Below are 14,918 nucleotides of genomic sequence, written 5' to 3'. Positions count from 1 at the left end.
GGCGTTGGCTGACACGGCAGTGAGGGGGGCGCGCCGGGCGCGCGCCCACGCGGCGCGCTCGCGGCGGCGGCCCCGGGGGGGAGCCTGGCTCGTCGGCGGCCTCGCCGCGCTGTTGCTCGCGCAGCTCGTCGTGGCCCAGCCGGCCGCGGCCGTGGAGGCGTGCCGGACGCGGGCGCCCGGCACGGAGCTGCCGGACGGCGCGGGGTCCTATCCGCTGATCGACCAGCTCGGGCTGCGGCAGGCTTGGGACCTGGCCACCGGCTCCGGCGTGCTCGTCGCCGTCGTGGACTCCGGCGTCGACGCCGAGCACCCGGACTTGGACGGCGCGGTGCGGCGCGGCAGCACCTACGAGGGGGTCAACGACGAGCGGGAGTTCGACCGCACCACCCCGGCCGCGCAGGAGGACTGCGAGGGCCACGGCACCGCCGTGGCCGGGCTGATCGCCGCCCGCCGCGCCGAGGGCGACCGGATGGCCGGCGTCGCGCCGGCCGCCACCGTCTACCCCGTGCGCGTCGCCGGCGGCATCGAGCGGGCCACCGTGGGCACCATCGCCGCGGCCATCGGGGACGCCGTCGACTCCGGCGCCCGGGTGCTCAACCTCTCCTTCGCCCTCCCCACCGACTACGAGCCGATCCGCGAGGCCGTGGCCCGCGCGGTCGCCGAGGACGTCGTCGTGGTCGCGGCCGCCGGCAACGAGGGCAACCAGGGCGTCAGCGGCGGCCACATGTACCCGGCCGCCTACGACGGCGTGCTCGCCGTCGGCGCGGTGGGCAACGACGGCCAGCCGATGGACGTCTCCAACGCCGGACCCTGGGTCGACCTGGCCGGCTACGGCGAGGAGATGGCCGTGGTCGCCCCCGAGGGCTCCGGCTACCGCGTCGAGTCCGGCACCAGCTTCGCCGCCGCCCAGGTGTCGGGCGCCGCCGCGCTCGTCCTCTCCCGCTTCCCCGACCTGCCGGCCGCCGAGGTCGCCCGGCGGCTCACCGAGTCCGCCACCCAGGTCGGCGGCGGCGTCAACGACCGCACCGGAGCCGGCATCGTCGACCCCTTCGGCGCCCTCACCCACCTCAGCGGCGACACGGACAGCGCCGGGGAGGCGGCGCCACCCGGGCACATCCCCGTGCAGCCCATCCCCACCAGCGAACCGCTGCTCTCCGCCACCGCGGCCACCGCGCTGGCCTGGAGCGGCGGGCTGCTGCTCGCCGTGGTCCTCGGCCTCGCCGCGGCGCCCGCCGTCCGCCGGGCCGCCGCGCGCGGCTGGCGCGCCGGACCCGACCCACGGCCGGCACCCGGCACCGAAAGACCCGCGAACCTTCCCCCAGCCAACGCTGGGAGGCGCCCCCAGCCCGGCCGGCTCGACTGGCTCGACGGCAGCGAGTCGCCGTCCACCACGAGCTCCGCCCACCCCTCCCGGAACCGGACACGTTAGATGGCCACCACACGCGAGCAGGCGGAGGCGTACGCCTACGAGAACCGCCGCAGGACCACCAGCCTCATCCGGGGCGCCGACGAGGCACGGCTCGACCCACGCCGCCGGCTCAACCGCTCCGTCGGCGGCGGCCTCGCCATCGGCATCCTGATCATGGCCGGCTTCGGTATCGCCGGCTGGCTCGGCGGCGGCCGCGGCCCTTCGCTCCCCGGCACCGGCGCCGTCGTGGTGGGCGACAGCGGCGACCGCTACGTCGTCACCGACGGCGTCGTGCACCCGGCGCTCAACCTCGCCTCCGCGATGCTCGTCGGCGGCGGCGAGGTCACCGAGGTCAGGCAGTCCGTCCTGGACGACGCGCCGCGCGGCCTGCCCGTCGGCATCCCCGGCGCCCCCGACGCACTGCCCGACGCCGACGACCTCGTCGACGGCGACTGGACGCTGTGCGTCGTGCCGTCCGAGACCGGCGGCACCCCGACCGCCACCGCGCTCTACGTCTCGGTGCCGGGCGTCGCCCCGCCCGGCGGTTACGACCCCCGGGGCGGCGCCACCGTGCTCGCCCAGGACGAGGACCAGCGGCTCTGGCTGCTCACCGAGGGCCGCCGCTACTCGCTCAGCGAGAACATCCGCGACCTGGTCGGCCTGCAGAGCGTCGAACAGGTGCAGCTGCCGCACCAGATCATCGCGACCCTGCCGGAGGGCCCGGCCCTCACCATCCCCGACCTCGGCGCCGACGCCGGCGCCCAGCCGGACGTCCCACTGCCGTTCGACGCCCGGGTCGGCGACATCGCCCACACCGAGGGCAGCATCAACGCGCAGTACCACCTGGTCAGGTCGGACGGCCTGGTCTCCATCTCGCCACTGGTCTACGCCCTGCTGAGCGGCGCCGCGGAGACCGACCACCAGATCAGCGCCACCGACGCGGCCCGCGCCCCACGCTCCGACGGCAACGCGCCCGGCGACCCCGCCTGGCCCGACCAACTGCTCGCCGCCAACGAGCCGGGCCGCAACCAGCCCGTCTGCATCAGCACCCCGCCCGGCGGCCAGCCGGGCGACGCGCCCTGGCAGGCCACCGTCCACCTGCCCGCGACCATGCCCGACCCCGCCGACGTCCGCCCGGTGACCGGCTACCAGGGCGGCAGGCTCGGCCTGCTCGACGAGATCTACGTGCCGGCCGGCTCGGGCGCCGTGGTCAGGGCCACCACCTCGGCCGGCACCGGCGGCACCTACACGCTGGTCACCGACAGCGGCGCGGCCTACCCCTTCTCCACCCCGGACGCGGTGGAGCGGCTCGGCTACGCGCCGGACGAAGCGCCGTCCCTGCCCAGCGCGTTCACCGACCTGCTGCCGAACGGCCCGGTACTCGACCCGCAGGCGGCCACCCGCGAGCAGAACGGAGAGCAGCGGTGAGCCCCAGAAGACGCCGCCCCGACCGCGCCGCCCCGACCGCCCAACCCCGGCGGGCCCTCCGCTTCGGCCGCGCCAGGCTCGTCGCGGTCGAGACCGGCCTCGGCTGCCTCGCGACCGGCGTCGCGTTCCAGGGGCCCTGGGGCTACGGGCTCGCCGGCGCCGGCGCGCTCGTCGTCACCGGATCGCTGCTGCGGCGGCGTGGCGAGTGGGCCGACCGGTTGCTGCTCGACCGGCTGCGCCGCGACGCGCTCGCCCCCACCGGCGACCCGGCGCCGACCGGGGAGGAGACCGACCTGGGCCTCGCCGGGGCCCTGCTGCCGACCCTGGACATCGCCGGGTTCGCCGACCGCAACGGCGCCGGCAGCGGCGGCGCCGCCGAGCTCGGCGTGCTCGCCGACGGCCGCGGCCACGCCGCGATCGTCGAGTTCCCCGGCGGCGCGCTGCCCTCGCTGCCGGCCGCGGCCGTCGCCCGCTGGCTGGACGAGGACCCGGCACGACCGGCCGCCGCGCAGCTCGTCGTCGAACAGTTCGGGCTCCCGCCCTGGGACTTCCACTACCGCTACCAGCCCACCATCGCCTACCGCCAACTCCCGTTCGGCGGACGCCCGGTCGCCGTGCGCTCCTGGCTGGTGCTGCGCTACGAACCGTTCGACGCGCCCGAGGCGGCCGAGCGCCGCGGCGGCGGCGCGGCCGGGGCACGCGCCGCGGTGGCCGCCGCCACCGCCCGGATCCGGGCCAGGCTGGCCGCCCACGGCGTGCCGAGCACGCCGCTCGGCCCGGACCAGGTCCGGGACCTGCTGCGGGGGATCGGCGACACCTCGGCCGAGGGGCGCGCGATCCCCGGCAGTTGGGCCGGCAACGCGGCCACCCACTGCACCGTCACGGCCGAGGTCGCCAACCAGGCCGACTGGTCACGGCTGCTCGGCTCGCTCGCCACCTGCACCGCCGACCGGGTGGTCACCGCCGCCACCCTCACCAGGGACGGCGCCGGCCTGACGGTGCGGACGGCGGTCCGCGTGGTCAGCACCATGGCCCAGCACGCCGCCGCCGAACGCGACCGGCTGATCCAGGCCGGCATCGTGGGACCGCCAGCCGCCGACCAGGCCGCCGGGCTGCTCGCCACCCTGCCGGTGGCCTACCCGGCCCGCTCCCTGGTGGAGGCGACCGGCTTCGTGACGACCGGAGAGGCCAGGACCCGATGACGCTTCCCGACCTGGCGGGCCTGCCCGCCACGCGCTGGCCCGACGAGCAGCAGACCGACGCCGACTGCCGCCTCGTCCCGGCCTACACCGGCATCCACCTCGGCACCGACCGGGCGGGACAGCCGGTCGCGCTGCCCGCGCCGGGACCGGCCGGCACCCGGATCGGCGTCCTCGGCGAGTCGCTCTTCGGCCGGCTCTTCGCGCTCCGCCTGCTGGCGGTCGGCGCGCAGGTCACGGCCGCGACCCGGGGCCCCGACCACTGGGCGGGCGTGGCGGCGGCCGCCGGCGACCGGCTCTCGGTCCACGACACGATCCCGGCCTGGCCGCCGCGCCCCCCGGCGCCACCGACGGTCGCCGACGGGCCGCAGGCCCTCGTCTGCGACCTGCGCCGCGCGCCGCACGTCGCCCTGGCGGCGGGCCCCTGGCGCACCGTGCTGCACGTGGCGCGCAACGCGCCGCGCCGCTCGGCGTTCTGGCTGGCCGCCGACGCGGTCCTCGCACTGGACGCGAACTTCGCGGAGCCCGTCGAACGGGTCCTCGGCGCCGACGCCGCCCGCCTGACGGCGGGCCTCGCACCCGGCGAGATCGCGCTCTTCCGCGCGGCCGGGACGGAGATCCTCCGCCCCGACATCTCCCCGGGCGAAACGGCACTCCTCACCCCCGGCCGTCCCGCTGGACGCTTGGCCTAGGCGGTTTCGCTGCGCTTGGCGTTGGCCGCCGGCCCGCAGGCCCGACCAGGCGGCGCAGCCGCCGAGGTCGGGCCTGCGGCCGCGCCGCGCCCACCCACCCGCCCTTGGCGGGTCGTCGCGCGGCGGGGGCCGCGAGGCCCGGCGGCGTAGCCGCCGCGGGCCCACGGCCCTGCCCGGCCTCGTACCGCGCGCAGCGCGGTCAGGCCCCCCGCGCGGAGCGCGGAAAAGGGCGGGTGGGCGGGGGCCGAACGGTGGCGTAGCCGCACCGTGCCCTACCGGGCCGCTCACCGCGCGCAGCGCGCGGTCCGGCCCACCACCCCCGCGCGAAGCGCGGAAAGGGGCGGGTGGGCGGGGAAAGCCCGGCGCGAAGCGCCAACGGCACCCGGCGGCGCAGCAGGCCGCTTACCGCGCGCAGCGCGGTCCGCCTTCCGGCGCGGAGCGCGAAAAGGGCGGGTGGGTGGGGGGACGACCCGGCGCGGAGCGTCTGGCGCGCCGGGTGGCGCGACCGTCGCCCACCCGCGCGGAGCGAAAGCGCGGGTGGGTGGGGGGGACAAACCCGGCGCGAGTGCCGGGCGCGGCCGGCGCCGCATCGTCGCCGGGAGAGAATGCCCGCATGGATCTCCGTATCTTCACCGAGCCCCAGCAAGGCGCCTCCTACGACACCCTCCTCTCCGTCGCCAAGGCCGCGGAGGACCTCCGCTTCGACGCCTTCTTCCGGTCCGACCACTACCTGAAGATGGGTGAGGTGAGCGGCCTGCCGGGCCCGACGGACGCGTGGTTGACGCTGGCCGGTCTGGCCCGCGAGACCAGCAGGATCCGGCTCGGCACCCTGATGACCGCGGCCACCTTCCGGCTGCCCGGCGTGCTCGCCATCCAGGTGGCCCAGGTCGACGCCATGTCCGGCGGTCGGGTGGAACTCGGTCTCGGCGCCGGCTGGTTCGCCGCCGAGCACACGGCGTACGGCATCCCGTTCCCGGCCGAGAAGTTTCCGCGCCTTGAGGAGCAGCTGGCCATCGTGACGGGCCTGTTCGGCACGCCGGAGGGCGAGACGTTCTCCTACGACGGCACCTACTACCAGCTGGCGGACTCGCCCGCGCTGCCGAAGCCGGCGCAGGAGAAGCTGCCGATCCTGGTGGGCGGCATGGGCAAGCAGCGCACCCCGGCGTTGGCCGCCCGTTACGCGGACGAGTTCAACATCCCGTTCGCCTCGGTCGAGGACAGCGCAGCGCAGTTCGAGCGGGTGCGGCGGGCCGCCGAGGAGGCCGGGCGCAAGCCGGACGACCTCGTCTACTCGAACGCCCTGGTGGCGTGCGTGGGCAAGGACGACGTCGAGGTAGCGCGCCGTGCCGCCGCGATCGGCCGGGAGGTGGACGAGCTCAAGCGCAACGGTCTGGCCGGCACCCCGGCCGAGGTGGTGGACAAGATCGGCCGCTACGCCGAGACGGGCGCCAGCCGGTTCTACTTCCAGATCCTCGACCTGTCCGACCTGGACCACCTGGACGTGATCGCCTCGCAGGTCGCGCCCCAGCTGGGCTGACGTGTCCGCGCCGCCGCTCACCGGTCGTCCCCTGGTGCTGGACGGCGGGCTCTCCAACGAGCTCGTCGCCCAGGGCCACGCCGTGGCCGGTGAGCTGTGGACGGCCCGCCTGCTGGTGGAGGACCAGGCGGCGGTCCGCGCGGCGCACGCGGCGTATGTCCACGCCGGCGCCGAGGTGTTGATCTCGGCCAGTTACCAGGCCTCGTTCGAGGGCTTCGCCCGGCACGGCGTCGACCGGGCCGCCGCCGAGCGGCTGTTCGGGGACAGCGTGCGGCTGGCCAGGGCGGCGGCCGGCGGGCGGCGCGTGTGGGTCGCCGGTTCGGTGGGGCCCTACGGAGCCGTGTCGGCGGACGGCGGCGAGTACCGCGGCCATTACGGGTTGAGCGTCGGCGAGCTCGTCCGGTTCCACCGGCCGCGGATCGCGGCGCTGGCCGCCGCGGGCCCGGACGTGCTGGCGCTGGAGACGGTGCCGGACGTCGTGGAGGCGGAGGCGCTGCTGCGGGCGGCCGAGGGGTGCGGGGTGCCGGTGTGGCTGTCGTACACCGTCGAGGGTGGGCGGACCCGCGCCGGGCAGTCGCTGGAGGAGGCCTTCGCGCTGGCCGCCGGCGACGACCGGGTGGTGGCGGTCGGCGTCAACTGCTGTGCGCCGGAGGAGGTCCTGCCCGCGGTCGAGGTGGCGGCGGCGACCACGGGCAAGCCGGTGGTCGCCTACCCCAACAGTGGCGAGGAGTGGGACGTGGCGGGGCGTCGCTGGCGGGGGAGGGGGCGGTCGCCGGCCGCGTACGCGGCCGCCTGGCGGGACGCGGGGGCCAGGCTGATCGGTGGCTGCTGCCGGGTCGGTCCGGCGGGGATCGCGGAGTTGGCGGCCCGGCTGGCGCCGTTCCGGTGAGGTTGGCGCGACCTCGCGAATTCCGGCCGTGTTGGGGGTGGCTTCAGGCGCCCCGGAGGTGACGCCGGTCGGTGGGCGTGCGCGGTGCCTGGGCGGTGCCTGGGCGTTTCCGAGGGGCCGATCCCCTGCTGACCGCTGGTAGTGGACATGCCACTCCTCGCGACCGAATCCCGCCGCTGCCCCATGGCGTTTCCCGGCGATTCCGGCACACTCGCCAGCAGTGGGCGAGACCTCAGCGGTGCAGGGCAGAGGTCTCGCCCCCGCCTGGGTCAGGCCTGGGTTAGGCTGATCACATGATGTGACGCCTGCCCGTCCTGCCGCGGGCACCCCCGACTCCTTCCGACGCCAGACGCACGCAGTAAGCCAGCACCGTCAGCGAAGGAAGGACCACCGCACCGTGACCACTCTGACCGTCGCCCTGCTCCAACTCGACCGTCCCGAGCCTGATCTGACCGTCACCCGGGAGGCGGGCGAGGCCGCCTGCCGGCGGGCCGCGGCGCTGGGTGCCGACATCGCGCTCTTCCCCGAGATGTGGAGCAACGGCTACCACTGGGCGGAGCCGATCGGGACCGTCTACCGGCACCCGGAGCTCTGGGCCGGCCGCACGCCCGTCGCCAGGGCCGAGGGCGAGCCCGCCTGGCGCGGCGAGCCGATCACCGCCGACTCCGACTACGTGGCGCACTTCCGCGCGCTGGCGGCCGAGTTGGGGATCGCCATCGCCCTCACCTGCCTGGAGCGGTGGGAGGGCGCGCCGCGCAACACCCTGTTCCTGATGGACCGGCACGGGCGTCTCGTGCTGACCCACGCCAAGGTCCACACCTGTGCGTTCGCCCTTCCGGAGGTCGAGCTCACCCCGGGCGGCTCCTTCGACGTGGCCACCCTGGACACCGCCGCCGGCGAGGTGCGGGTGGGCGCGATGATCTGCTACGACCGGGAGTTCCCGGAGAGCGCCAGGTCGTTGATGCTGGCCGGCGCCGAGCTGGTGCTGACGCCCAACGCCTGCGACCTGGAGGTCAACAGGCTGTCCCAGTTCCGCGCCCGTTCCTTCGAGAACATGCTGGCGGTGGCGATGGCCAACTACGCGGGCCCCGGCGGGGGGCACTCGATCGCCTTCGACGGCATGGCGTTCGGTCCGACCGGGTCGCGGGACATGCTGGTGATCGAGGCGGGCGAGGCGGCCGGCGTCTACCCGGCGGTCTTCGACCTCGCGGCGCTGCGCGCCTACCGTCGCCGCGAGACCTGGGGCAACGCCTTCCGCAGGCCCGGGAGTTACGCCGCGCTGACGGCCGGCGAGGTGGCCGAGCCGTTCCTCAGGTCGACGCACGACGGCGTGCCGTTCCGGCGCTGAGCGGGCGCCACGTCAGGCGGGTGAACCCGGCTCGGCCTCGTCCTCGGGGCCGAGCGCCGGCGGCCGGCCGGCGCGGATGGCCTCGGCGTTGGCATTGGCGAGCCTGAGCTGCCCCATGGCCACCATCACCCGGGCGGCGGCCGTGCCGAGCGCCGTGATCAGCGCGGCGACGGCGCCGATGGCGGCGGCCGAGCCGAGGTGGTCAAGCGGCCCGCCGTCGAAGGACTGTTGGGCCGCCGGAGCGTCGGACTCGGGCGGCGACGTGGGCTCAGCGGTGGGCACGGGTGGCGGGGGCGCGCTGGCGTCCGCGGTGCCCGTGGGGTTGGGCGGCGGGGTGTAGGAGACGTCGTCGCCACCGAGGTGTGCGATCAGCAGCACGGCCGCCGTCACCACGGCGAACACCAGCGGCGTGAGCCAGGCCACCGTGCGCAGCGCCCGACGCAACGCAGCGGAGACCGGCCGTTGTTGCTCACGGTCGTCCCCCATGCTCCCACCGTACCGCCCGTCGACGACATGGCGCCGCCCCTCGGCGACGGGGGGGAAAGCCGAGGGGCGGCGGTCGGTGGGCGGCGGCTACGCCACCGGTGTGCGGTCGCGGCGCGGCAGCGCCTTCCGCAGCAGCGGCCAGAGCAGGATCACGCCGACCACGGCGTAGACCGTCACGGCGAACGGCGAGTTGACCAGACCGGTCAGGCTGCCGTCGCTGATCTGCAGGGCGCGGCGCAGCTGGAGCTCGGCGGAGGGGCCGAGGATCACGCCGAGGACGGCGGGCAGCACAGGCAGCCCGAACCGCCGCATCAACAGTCCGACCAGGCCGATGATCAGCAGGATCACCAGGTCGAGCGGCTGCGAGCTCACCGCGTACGCGCCGACGGCGGCGAAGAACAGGATGCCGGCGTAGAGGTACTGGCGGGGGATCCGCAGCAGCTTGGCCCACAGGGGCGCCAGCGGCAGGTTGAGCGCGAGCAGCATCACCAGCCCGACGAAGAGCGAGGCGATGAGCGCCCACACCAGGCTGGACTCGCGCTCGAACAGCAGCGGTCCCGGCTGGATGCCGTAGGTCTGGAAGGCGGCCAGCATCACGGCCGTGGTGGCGGTGGTCGGCAGGCCGAGCGTCAGCATGGCGCTGATGGTGCCCGAGGCGGAGGCGGAGGCCGTGGACTCGGGGCCGGCGACGCCCTCGATGGCGCCCTTGCCGAACTCGTCCTTGTGCTTGGAGAGCCGCTTCTCCGTCACATAGGAGAGGAAGGTGGGGATCTCCGCGCCGCCGGCCGGGACGGCGCCGAACGGGAAGCCGATCAGCGGGCCGCGCAGCCACGGCTTCCAGGTGCGGCGCAGGTCGTCCCTGCCCAGCCAGGGCCGGCCGACCGGGATGGGCTTCTGGGTGCCCTGCCGCAGGTGCAGCGCCACGTAGAGGGCCTCGCCGATGGCGAACAGGCCGACCGCGACGATCACCACGTCGATGCCGTCGGCGAGCTCCAGGGTGCCGAACGTCAGCCGCTGCTGGCCGGTGAGGCGGTCGAGGCCGACCAGGCCGATGGTGAGGCCGATCAGCAGGGAGGCGAAGCCGCGGATGCGGGAGCTGCCGAGCACCGAGGTGACGGCGATGAACGCCAGCACCATGATCGCGAAGTAGTCGGGCGCGCCGATGTCGACGGCCAGTTCGGCGACGAACGGGGCGAGCAGCACCAGCAGGACGGTGCCGATCAGGCCGCCGGTGAAGTGGCCGATGGCGGCGGCCGCCAGGGCCTGGGCACCGCGGCCCGAGCGGGCCATCGGGTGGCCCTCGATGGCGGCCACCACGGCCGCGGTCTCGCCCGGGGTGTTGAGCAGGATCGAGGTGGTCGAGCCGCCGAACATGCCGCCGTAGTAGATGCTGGCGAACATGATGAACGCGGCGGTGGGGTCGAGCGCGTAGGTGACGGGCAGCAGCAGCGCCAGGGCCATGGCCGGGCCGATGCCGGGCAGCACGCCGATGGCGGTGCCGAGCAGCACGCCGACCGCGGCCCACAGCAGGTGGGTGGGGGTGAGGGCGGTACCGAAGCCCTCGATGAGCGAGTTGAGTGAGTCCATGGGGCTACAGCACTTCCATCAGCGGGCCGCCGGGCAGCGGGGTGCCGAGCAGGGTGTCGAAGACGAAGAAGGTGACGACGGACAGGCCGGCCGCGATGAGCGGATCGCGGTGGTAGGCCCGGCTGCCGAGGGCGAAGGCCGAGCCCCAGAACAGCAGGGCCCCTGAGATGGGGAAGCCGAGCGGCTGGATCAGCACGGCGTTGCCGAGGAAGACACCGACCAGCAGCGCGACCGTCCGCCAGTCGCCGGGGCGGTCGAGGTCGACGTCCTCGCCGCCCTCGGCCTGGCCGCGGCCGCCGCGCAGCACGTCGATCGCGAGCAGCACGGCGACCACCAGCAGCGCCACGCCGACCACCGTGGGCACGGTCTTGGGGCCGACCGGGCCGCGCTGGGTGAAGTCGGTGTTCATGGTGATGACGTCGCCGAGCACCAGCAGGCCCAGCGCGAGCAGCAGGGCGCTGACGCCCAGTTCTGACCGGCCCCGCAGGCGCTCACGCAGCCCCGTCCCGGAAGCGGTCGATTCGGAGGTACTCACAGCCCAAGCTCCCTCAGGATTCCGTCCACGCGCTCGTCCTCGGCGACCAGGAAGTCGCCGAACTCGTCGCCGGTGATGAAGGCGTCGGTCCAGCCGTTGGTCTCCAGCGCTTCCTGCCACTCGGCCGAGTCGTGCAGCTCGGTGACGAGGTTGGTCAGCCGTTCGCGCTCCGCGTCGGTCAGGCCGGGCGGCGCGACGATGCCGCGCCAGTTGGTGAAGGTGACGTCGACGCCGGCCTCGGTGAGGGTCGGCGCGTCCAGGCCCTCGACACGTTCGCCGCTGGTCACGGCGAGCACGCGGAGCTCGCCGGCCTCGATCTGGTCCAGGTACTCGCCGACGCCGGAGACGCCGAAGGCGACCTGGCCGCCGAGCACGGAGGCCAGCAGCTCGCCGCCGCCGTCGTAGGAGATGTAGTTGACGCCGCGCGGGTCGATGCCGGCGGCCTCGGCCATCAGCATGGGCGCCAGGTGGTCGGGGCCGCCGGGCGACGAGCCGCCGCCCACGGGCAGCGAGCCGGGGTCGGCCTGCCAGTCGGCGAGCAGGTCCTCGAAGCTCTGGTACGGGGAGTCGGCGGGGACGACCACGATGTCCGGCTCCTGGGTGAGGCGGGCGATCGGGGTGGTGTCCGCCAGGGTGGAGCTCGTGTGGTTGGTGTGCACGGCGCCCACCACGCCGAGGCCCATCGACATCGCGAGCCGGCCGTTGCCGTGGTCGGCGACGAGGCTGCTCAGGCCGACGGTGCCGCCGGCGCCCGGCAGGTTGAAGACCTCTATGCCGCTGCTGAGCCCCGCGTCCTCGGCGGCCCTCGCCGCGGTGCGGGCGGTGATGTCGTAGCCGCCGCCCGGCGTGTTGGGCACCATGAAGCGCAGGCCCGGGATGTTGGTGCCGGTGCCGGCGGAGCTTTCGTCGCTGAGGAGCGGAGGCACCACCAGCACGATCAGCGTCGCCGACAGCAGCGACAGGAGTACACGCAGGCGCACGGGACGCCGCCTTTCGTCGAACATCTGGTCGGGAGTTGAGGGCGCCACATGTTGCCTACGTGTTAAGCGGCGTGTCCATGCCCTGCTCGGTTGCGGAACTAAGTCGCCTTTCGGTCATTGAGTTCATGACGAAAGTGAGGCGTGCGGGGACCGAGGTTCCGACTTTGGATGACTGTCGCGGAGGGTGACCGAGGACATAGCGTCGAGCCGTCTCCGCCCGGACCGTGCCCGGGCGGAGACGAGAGGACGAGGAGCGCGCGATGCCCACCGAGGCCAAGGAACCCACCACCCGGCTGTGGCTGCCCCTGGCGGACCGGCTGGTCCTGCTCATCGGCGCCCCCGCGCTGGGGGCCGGGCTCGGCCTCCTGCTGCCGCCCGTCTCGGACTGGGTGATGGGCGTGCCGTGGATGCCGATGCGCGGCCCCTTCGAGCTGGTGGCCTCGTTCGAGAGCCGCTGGGTGGGGGCCGTGCTCGCCGCGCTCGGGCTGCTGGCCGGGCTGGTCCTGGTGGTGATCGCCTTCGCCACCAGCCTCAAGGTCACGCTCAGCGACTCGCGGGTCCGCGTCGAGATCAACGACACCACCCGGGTCATCGAGCGGGCCGCCGTCGACGCGGTGTTCCTGGACGGGAAGAAGCTGGTGATCCTGGACCACGAGTCCCGGCAACTGCTGCGGGACACGAGCGAGGAGCGGCCGGCGGACGTCGCGCGGGCCTTCGCCGCCCACGGCTACCCGTGGGCCGAGGCCGACCCCTACGCCGACCTCTACCGGCGTTGGGTGCCCGACACCCCCGAGGTTCCTTCGGCGGTCAACGCGCTGCTGAAGGCGAGGGAGGTGGCGCTGCGGAAGAAGGCCGCCGAGGACATAGCGGAGCTGCGGCTCGAGGTGGAGAAGCTGGGGTACGCGGTGCGGGACGAGGCCGTCCGGCAGTACTGGCGCCCGCTGGTGCGGTCATGAGGTCGGCGGCGCGCTCCCGCCGGCGTGACCTGGTGGTCGACGTCACCTGCGTCACCCTGTCGCTGCTGCTCGTGCTGCTGCTCTTCGCCGACTCGTGGGGCGATCCCAGGTTCTCTGAGCCCTACCTGGGCACGGCCCTTGCCCTGGGGGTGGCGGGCTCGCTGCTGCTCGCCAGGCGCCGGCAGCGGCCGGTGCTGGTGTCCGTGCTGGTGCTGGGGGCGGGCCTGTTCACCGAACTGGTGGCCGGCGCCGTGCTGGTGTCGTTGTTCACGGTCGCGGTGCGCAGGTCGTGGCGGATCGCGGCGGCCCTCACCCTGGCGCACGCCGTGGGCAGCATCCCCTTCGCGGTGGTCCACCCGGACCCCGACCTGGTCGAGGCCGGCTACACCGACGTGGGGCTCGCGGTCTTCTCGGCCGTGCTGTCGCTCGTCGTCATCACGCCCTTCGTGGCCTGGGGCATGGTGGTGCGGGCCAGGCGCGAGCTGGTGGACTCGCTGCGCGAGCGCGCCGAGCGGGCGGAGGCGGAGGCCGCGCTGCGGGCGGACCAGATCCGCGGCCGGGAGCGCGAACACATCGCCCGCGAGATGCACGACGTGCTGGCGCACCGCATCACCCTGGTCAGCCTGCACGCCGGGGCCCTGGAGATCCGGCCCGACATGGGCTCCGCCGAGGTGGCCGAGGTCGCCGGCACCATCAGGTCCAGCGCCCACCAGGCGCTGGAGGACCTGCGGGAGATCCTGGGCGTGCTGCGCTCGGTCCCCGCCGCCGACGTGCCGTCGGCGGGCGCGACCCGGCCGCAGCCCGGAGTGGCCGACATAGCGGAGCTGGTGGGGGAGTCCCGGGCGGCGGGCGCCGTGGTCGCGCTGGACAACCGGCTGCCGGCGGCGACCGGTTCGCTGCCGGCCTCCGTCGGTCGCACCGCCTACCGGGTGGTGCAGGAGGGGCTGACCAACGCCCGCAAGCACGCCCCAGGACACCGCGCCAGGGTGCTGCTCGACCGCACCGGGCAGGGGGAGCTGCACGTCAGGATCGCCAACCCGCTGGCGGTCGCCTCGGCCGAGCCCGCCCTGCCCGGCGCGCGGTCCGGCCTGGTGGGGCTGAGCGAGCGGGTGTCCCTGGCGGGCGGGCGCATCGACTACGGTGCGCGGCGAGGGGAGGGCGGCATGATCGATTTCTGTCTGGAGGCGTGGCTGCCGTGGCCGACGTGATCCGGGTCCTGATCGCCGACGACGACGGCCTGGTGCGGGCCGGGATCGCGCTGATACTGGGCGCCGACCCCGGGATCGAGGTGGTCGGCGAGGCGGCGGACGGTGCCGAGGCCGTCGAGCTGGCGCGCCGGCTGCGGCCCGACGTGGTGCTGATGGACATCCGGATGCCCAGGACGGACGGGCTCGCCGCCACGGAGGAGCTCCGCTCCGGCGCGCTCGGCGAGGGCCCGGCGATCATCGTGCTGACCACCTTCAACACCGACGAGTACGTGCTGCGGGCGCTGCGCGCCGGGGCCAACGGCTTCCTGCTGAAGGACGTGCCCCCGACCGACTTCCTCCGGGCGGTACGGGGCGCGGCCGCGGGCGAGTCCATGCTCTCGCCGGCCGTCACCACCCGGCTGATCGACCATGTGGTGCGCCGCGACGCGGACGAGGAACGCCGCCACAAGGCCGCCCGTGCCCGGGCCTCGCTCGCCGCCCTCAGCGGGCGCGAACGCGAGGTGGCCCGCGCCATCGGCGAGGGCAAGTCCAACGCGGAGATCGGCGGCGAGCTGTTCATGAGCGTGGCCACGGTGAAGACGTACGTCTCGCGCATCCTGAACAAGCTGGAGTGCGGAAACCGGGTCCAGGTCGCGATCCTGGTCCACGAGTCGGAGGGGTGACGG

14 protein-coding genes are annotated in these 14,918 nt (G+C 75.0%); 10 read left to right on the top strand and 4 right to left on the bottom strand.

The window, feature by feature from the left end; translation table 11 throughout:
• Positions 1-4: 4 nt before the first annotated feature.
• The 7 genes from ACFWI8_RS15480 (at position 5) to ACFWI8_RS15450 (ending at position 8,501) form a co-directional block, all read left to right on the top strand.
• On the top strand, positions 5-1,429 hold the full coding sequence (locus tag ACFWI8_RS15480; RefSeq protein WP_387090792.1) for a S8 family serine peptidase: 1,425 nt from the start codon (positions 5-7) through the stop codon (positions 1,427-1,429).
• Positions 1,430-2,836 carry a type VII secretion protein EccB gene (eccB, locus tag ACFWI8_RS15475; protein ID WP_387090789.1) on the top strand — a complete coding sequence of 469 codons (1,407 nt, stop codon included), beginning with the start codon at positions 1,430-1,432 and terminating at the stop codon, positions 2,834-2,836. It abuts the gene before it with no gap.
• Complete coding sequence (locus tag ACFWI8_RS15470; RefSeq protein WP_387090786.1) at positions 2,833-4,038, top strand: type VII secretion protein EccE; 1,206 nt, start codon at positions 2,833-2,835, stop codon at positions 4,036-4,038. Before eccB ends, ACFWI8_RS15470 begins: the two co-directional genes overlap by 4 nt.
• Positions 4,035-4,727 carry a hypothetical protein gene (locus ACFWI8_RS15465; protein WP_387090783.1) on the top strand — a complete coding sequence of 231 codons (693 nt, stop codon included), beginning with the start codon at positions 4,035-4,037 and terminating at the stop codon, positions 4,725-4,727. Before ACFWI8_RS15470 ends, ACFWI8_RS15465 begins: the two co-directional genes overlap by 4 nt.
• A gap of 613 nt (positions 4,728-5,340) precedes the next feature.
• Positions 5,341-6,264 carry an LLM class F420-dependent oxidoreductase gene (locus tag ACFWI8_RS15460; protein WP_387090781.1) on the top strand — a complete coding sequence of 308 codons (924 nt, stop codon included), beginning with the start codon at positions 5,341-5,343 and terminating at the stop codon, positions 6,262-6,264.
• 1 nt (position 6,265) lies between these two features.
• A complete protein-coding gene (mmuM, locus tag ACFWI8_RS15455; RefSeq protein WP_387090778.1) occupies positions 6,266-7,153 on the top strand; it encodes a homocysteine S-methyltransferase in 888 nt (295 codons plus the stop codon).
• 397 nt (positions 7,154-7,550) lie between these two features.
• Complete coding sequence (locus ACFWI8_RS15450; protein WP_387090775.1) at positions 7,551-8,501, top strand: carbon-nitrogen hydrolase family protein; 951 nt, start codon at positions 7,551-7,553, stop codon at positions 8,499-8,501.
• 12 nt (positions 8,502-8,513) lie between these two features.
• Here ACFWI8_RS15450 and ACFWI8_RS15445 read toward each other — a convergent pair whose 3' ends face one another.
• From ACFWI8_RS15445 to ACFWI8_RS15430, 4 genes are all read right to left on the bottom strand, one after another.
• Positions 8,514-8,987, bottom strand: coding sequence for a hypothetical protein (locus tag ACFWI8_RS15445; RefSeq protein WP_387090772.1), 474 nt, complete (start codon positions 8,985-8,987; stop codon positions 8,514-8,516).
• A gap of 87 nt (positions 8,988-9,074) precedes the next feature.
• Positions 9,075-10,574 (bottom strand): tripartite tricarboxylate transporter permease, encoded by a 1,500-nt coding sequence (locus ACFWI8_RS15440; RefSeq protein ID WP_311603149.1) that lies wholly within the window; start codon positions 10,572-10,574, stop codon positions 9,075-9,077.
• Between the two features lie 4 nt (positions 10,575-10,578).
• On the bottom strand, positions 10,579-11,109 hold the full coding sequence (locus ACFWI8_RS15435) for a tripartite tricarboxylate transporter TctB family protein (protein WP_387090770.1): 531 nt from the start codon (positions 11,107-11,109) through the stop codon (positions 10,579-10,581).
• Positions 11,106-12,113 carry a Bug family tripartite tricarboxylate transporter substrate binding protein gene (locus tag ACFWI8_RS15430; RefSeq protein WP_387090767.1) on the bottom strand — a complete coding sequence of 336 codons (1,008 nt, stop codon included), beginning with the start codon at positions 12,111-12,113 and terminating at the stop codon, positions 11,106-11,108. The genes ACFWI8_RS15435 and ACFWI8_RS15430 overlap by 4 nt, the downstream gene beginning before the upstream one ends.
• A 236-nt stretch (positions 12,114-12,349) precedes the next feature.
• Here ACFWI8_RS15430 and ACFWI8_RS15425 point away from each other — a divergent pair, with 236 nt between their 5' ends.
• The 3 genes from ACFWI8_RS15425 to ACFWI8_RS15415 are packed head-to-tail and all read left to right on the top strand — an operon-like array spanning position 12,350 to position 14,915.
• On the top strand, positions 12,350-13,045 hold the full coding sequence (locus ACFWI8_RS15425) for a hypothetical protein (protein WP_387090765.1): 696 nt from the start codon (positions 12,350-12,352) through the stop codon (positions 13,043-13,045).
• Positions 13,042-14,253 carry a sensor histidine kinase gene (locus ACFWI8_RS15420; protein ID WP_387090762.1) on the top strand — a complete coding sequence of 404 codons (1,212 nt, stop codon included), beginning with the start codon at positions 13,042-13,044 and terminating at the stop codon, positions 14,251-14,253. Before ACFWI8_RS15425 ends, ACFWI8_RS15420 begins: the two co-directional genes overlap by 4 nt.
• Positions 14,241-14,915, top strand: coding sequence for a response regulator (locus ACFWI8_RS15415; protein ID WP_387090759.1), 675 nt, complete (start codon positions 14,241-14,243; stop codon positions 14,913-14,915). The genes ACFWI8_RS15420 and ACFWI8_RS15415 overlap by 13 nt, the downstream gene beginning before the upstream one ends.
• Positions 14,916-14,918: the final 3 nt, after the last annotated feature.

The sequence above is a fragment of the Streptomyces sp. NPDC127098 genome, from assembly GCF_042722465.1.
Classification (GTDB): domain Bacteria; phylum Actinomycetota; class Actinomycetes; order Streptomycetales; family Streptomycetaceae; genus Streptomyces; species Streptomyces millisiae.
This window is presented reverse-complemented; position numbering and strand designations above follow the sequence as displayed.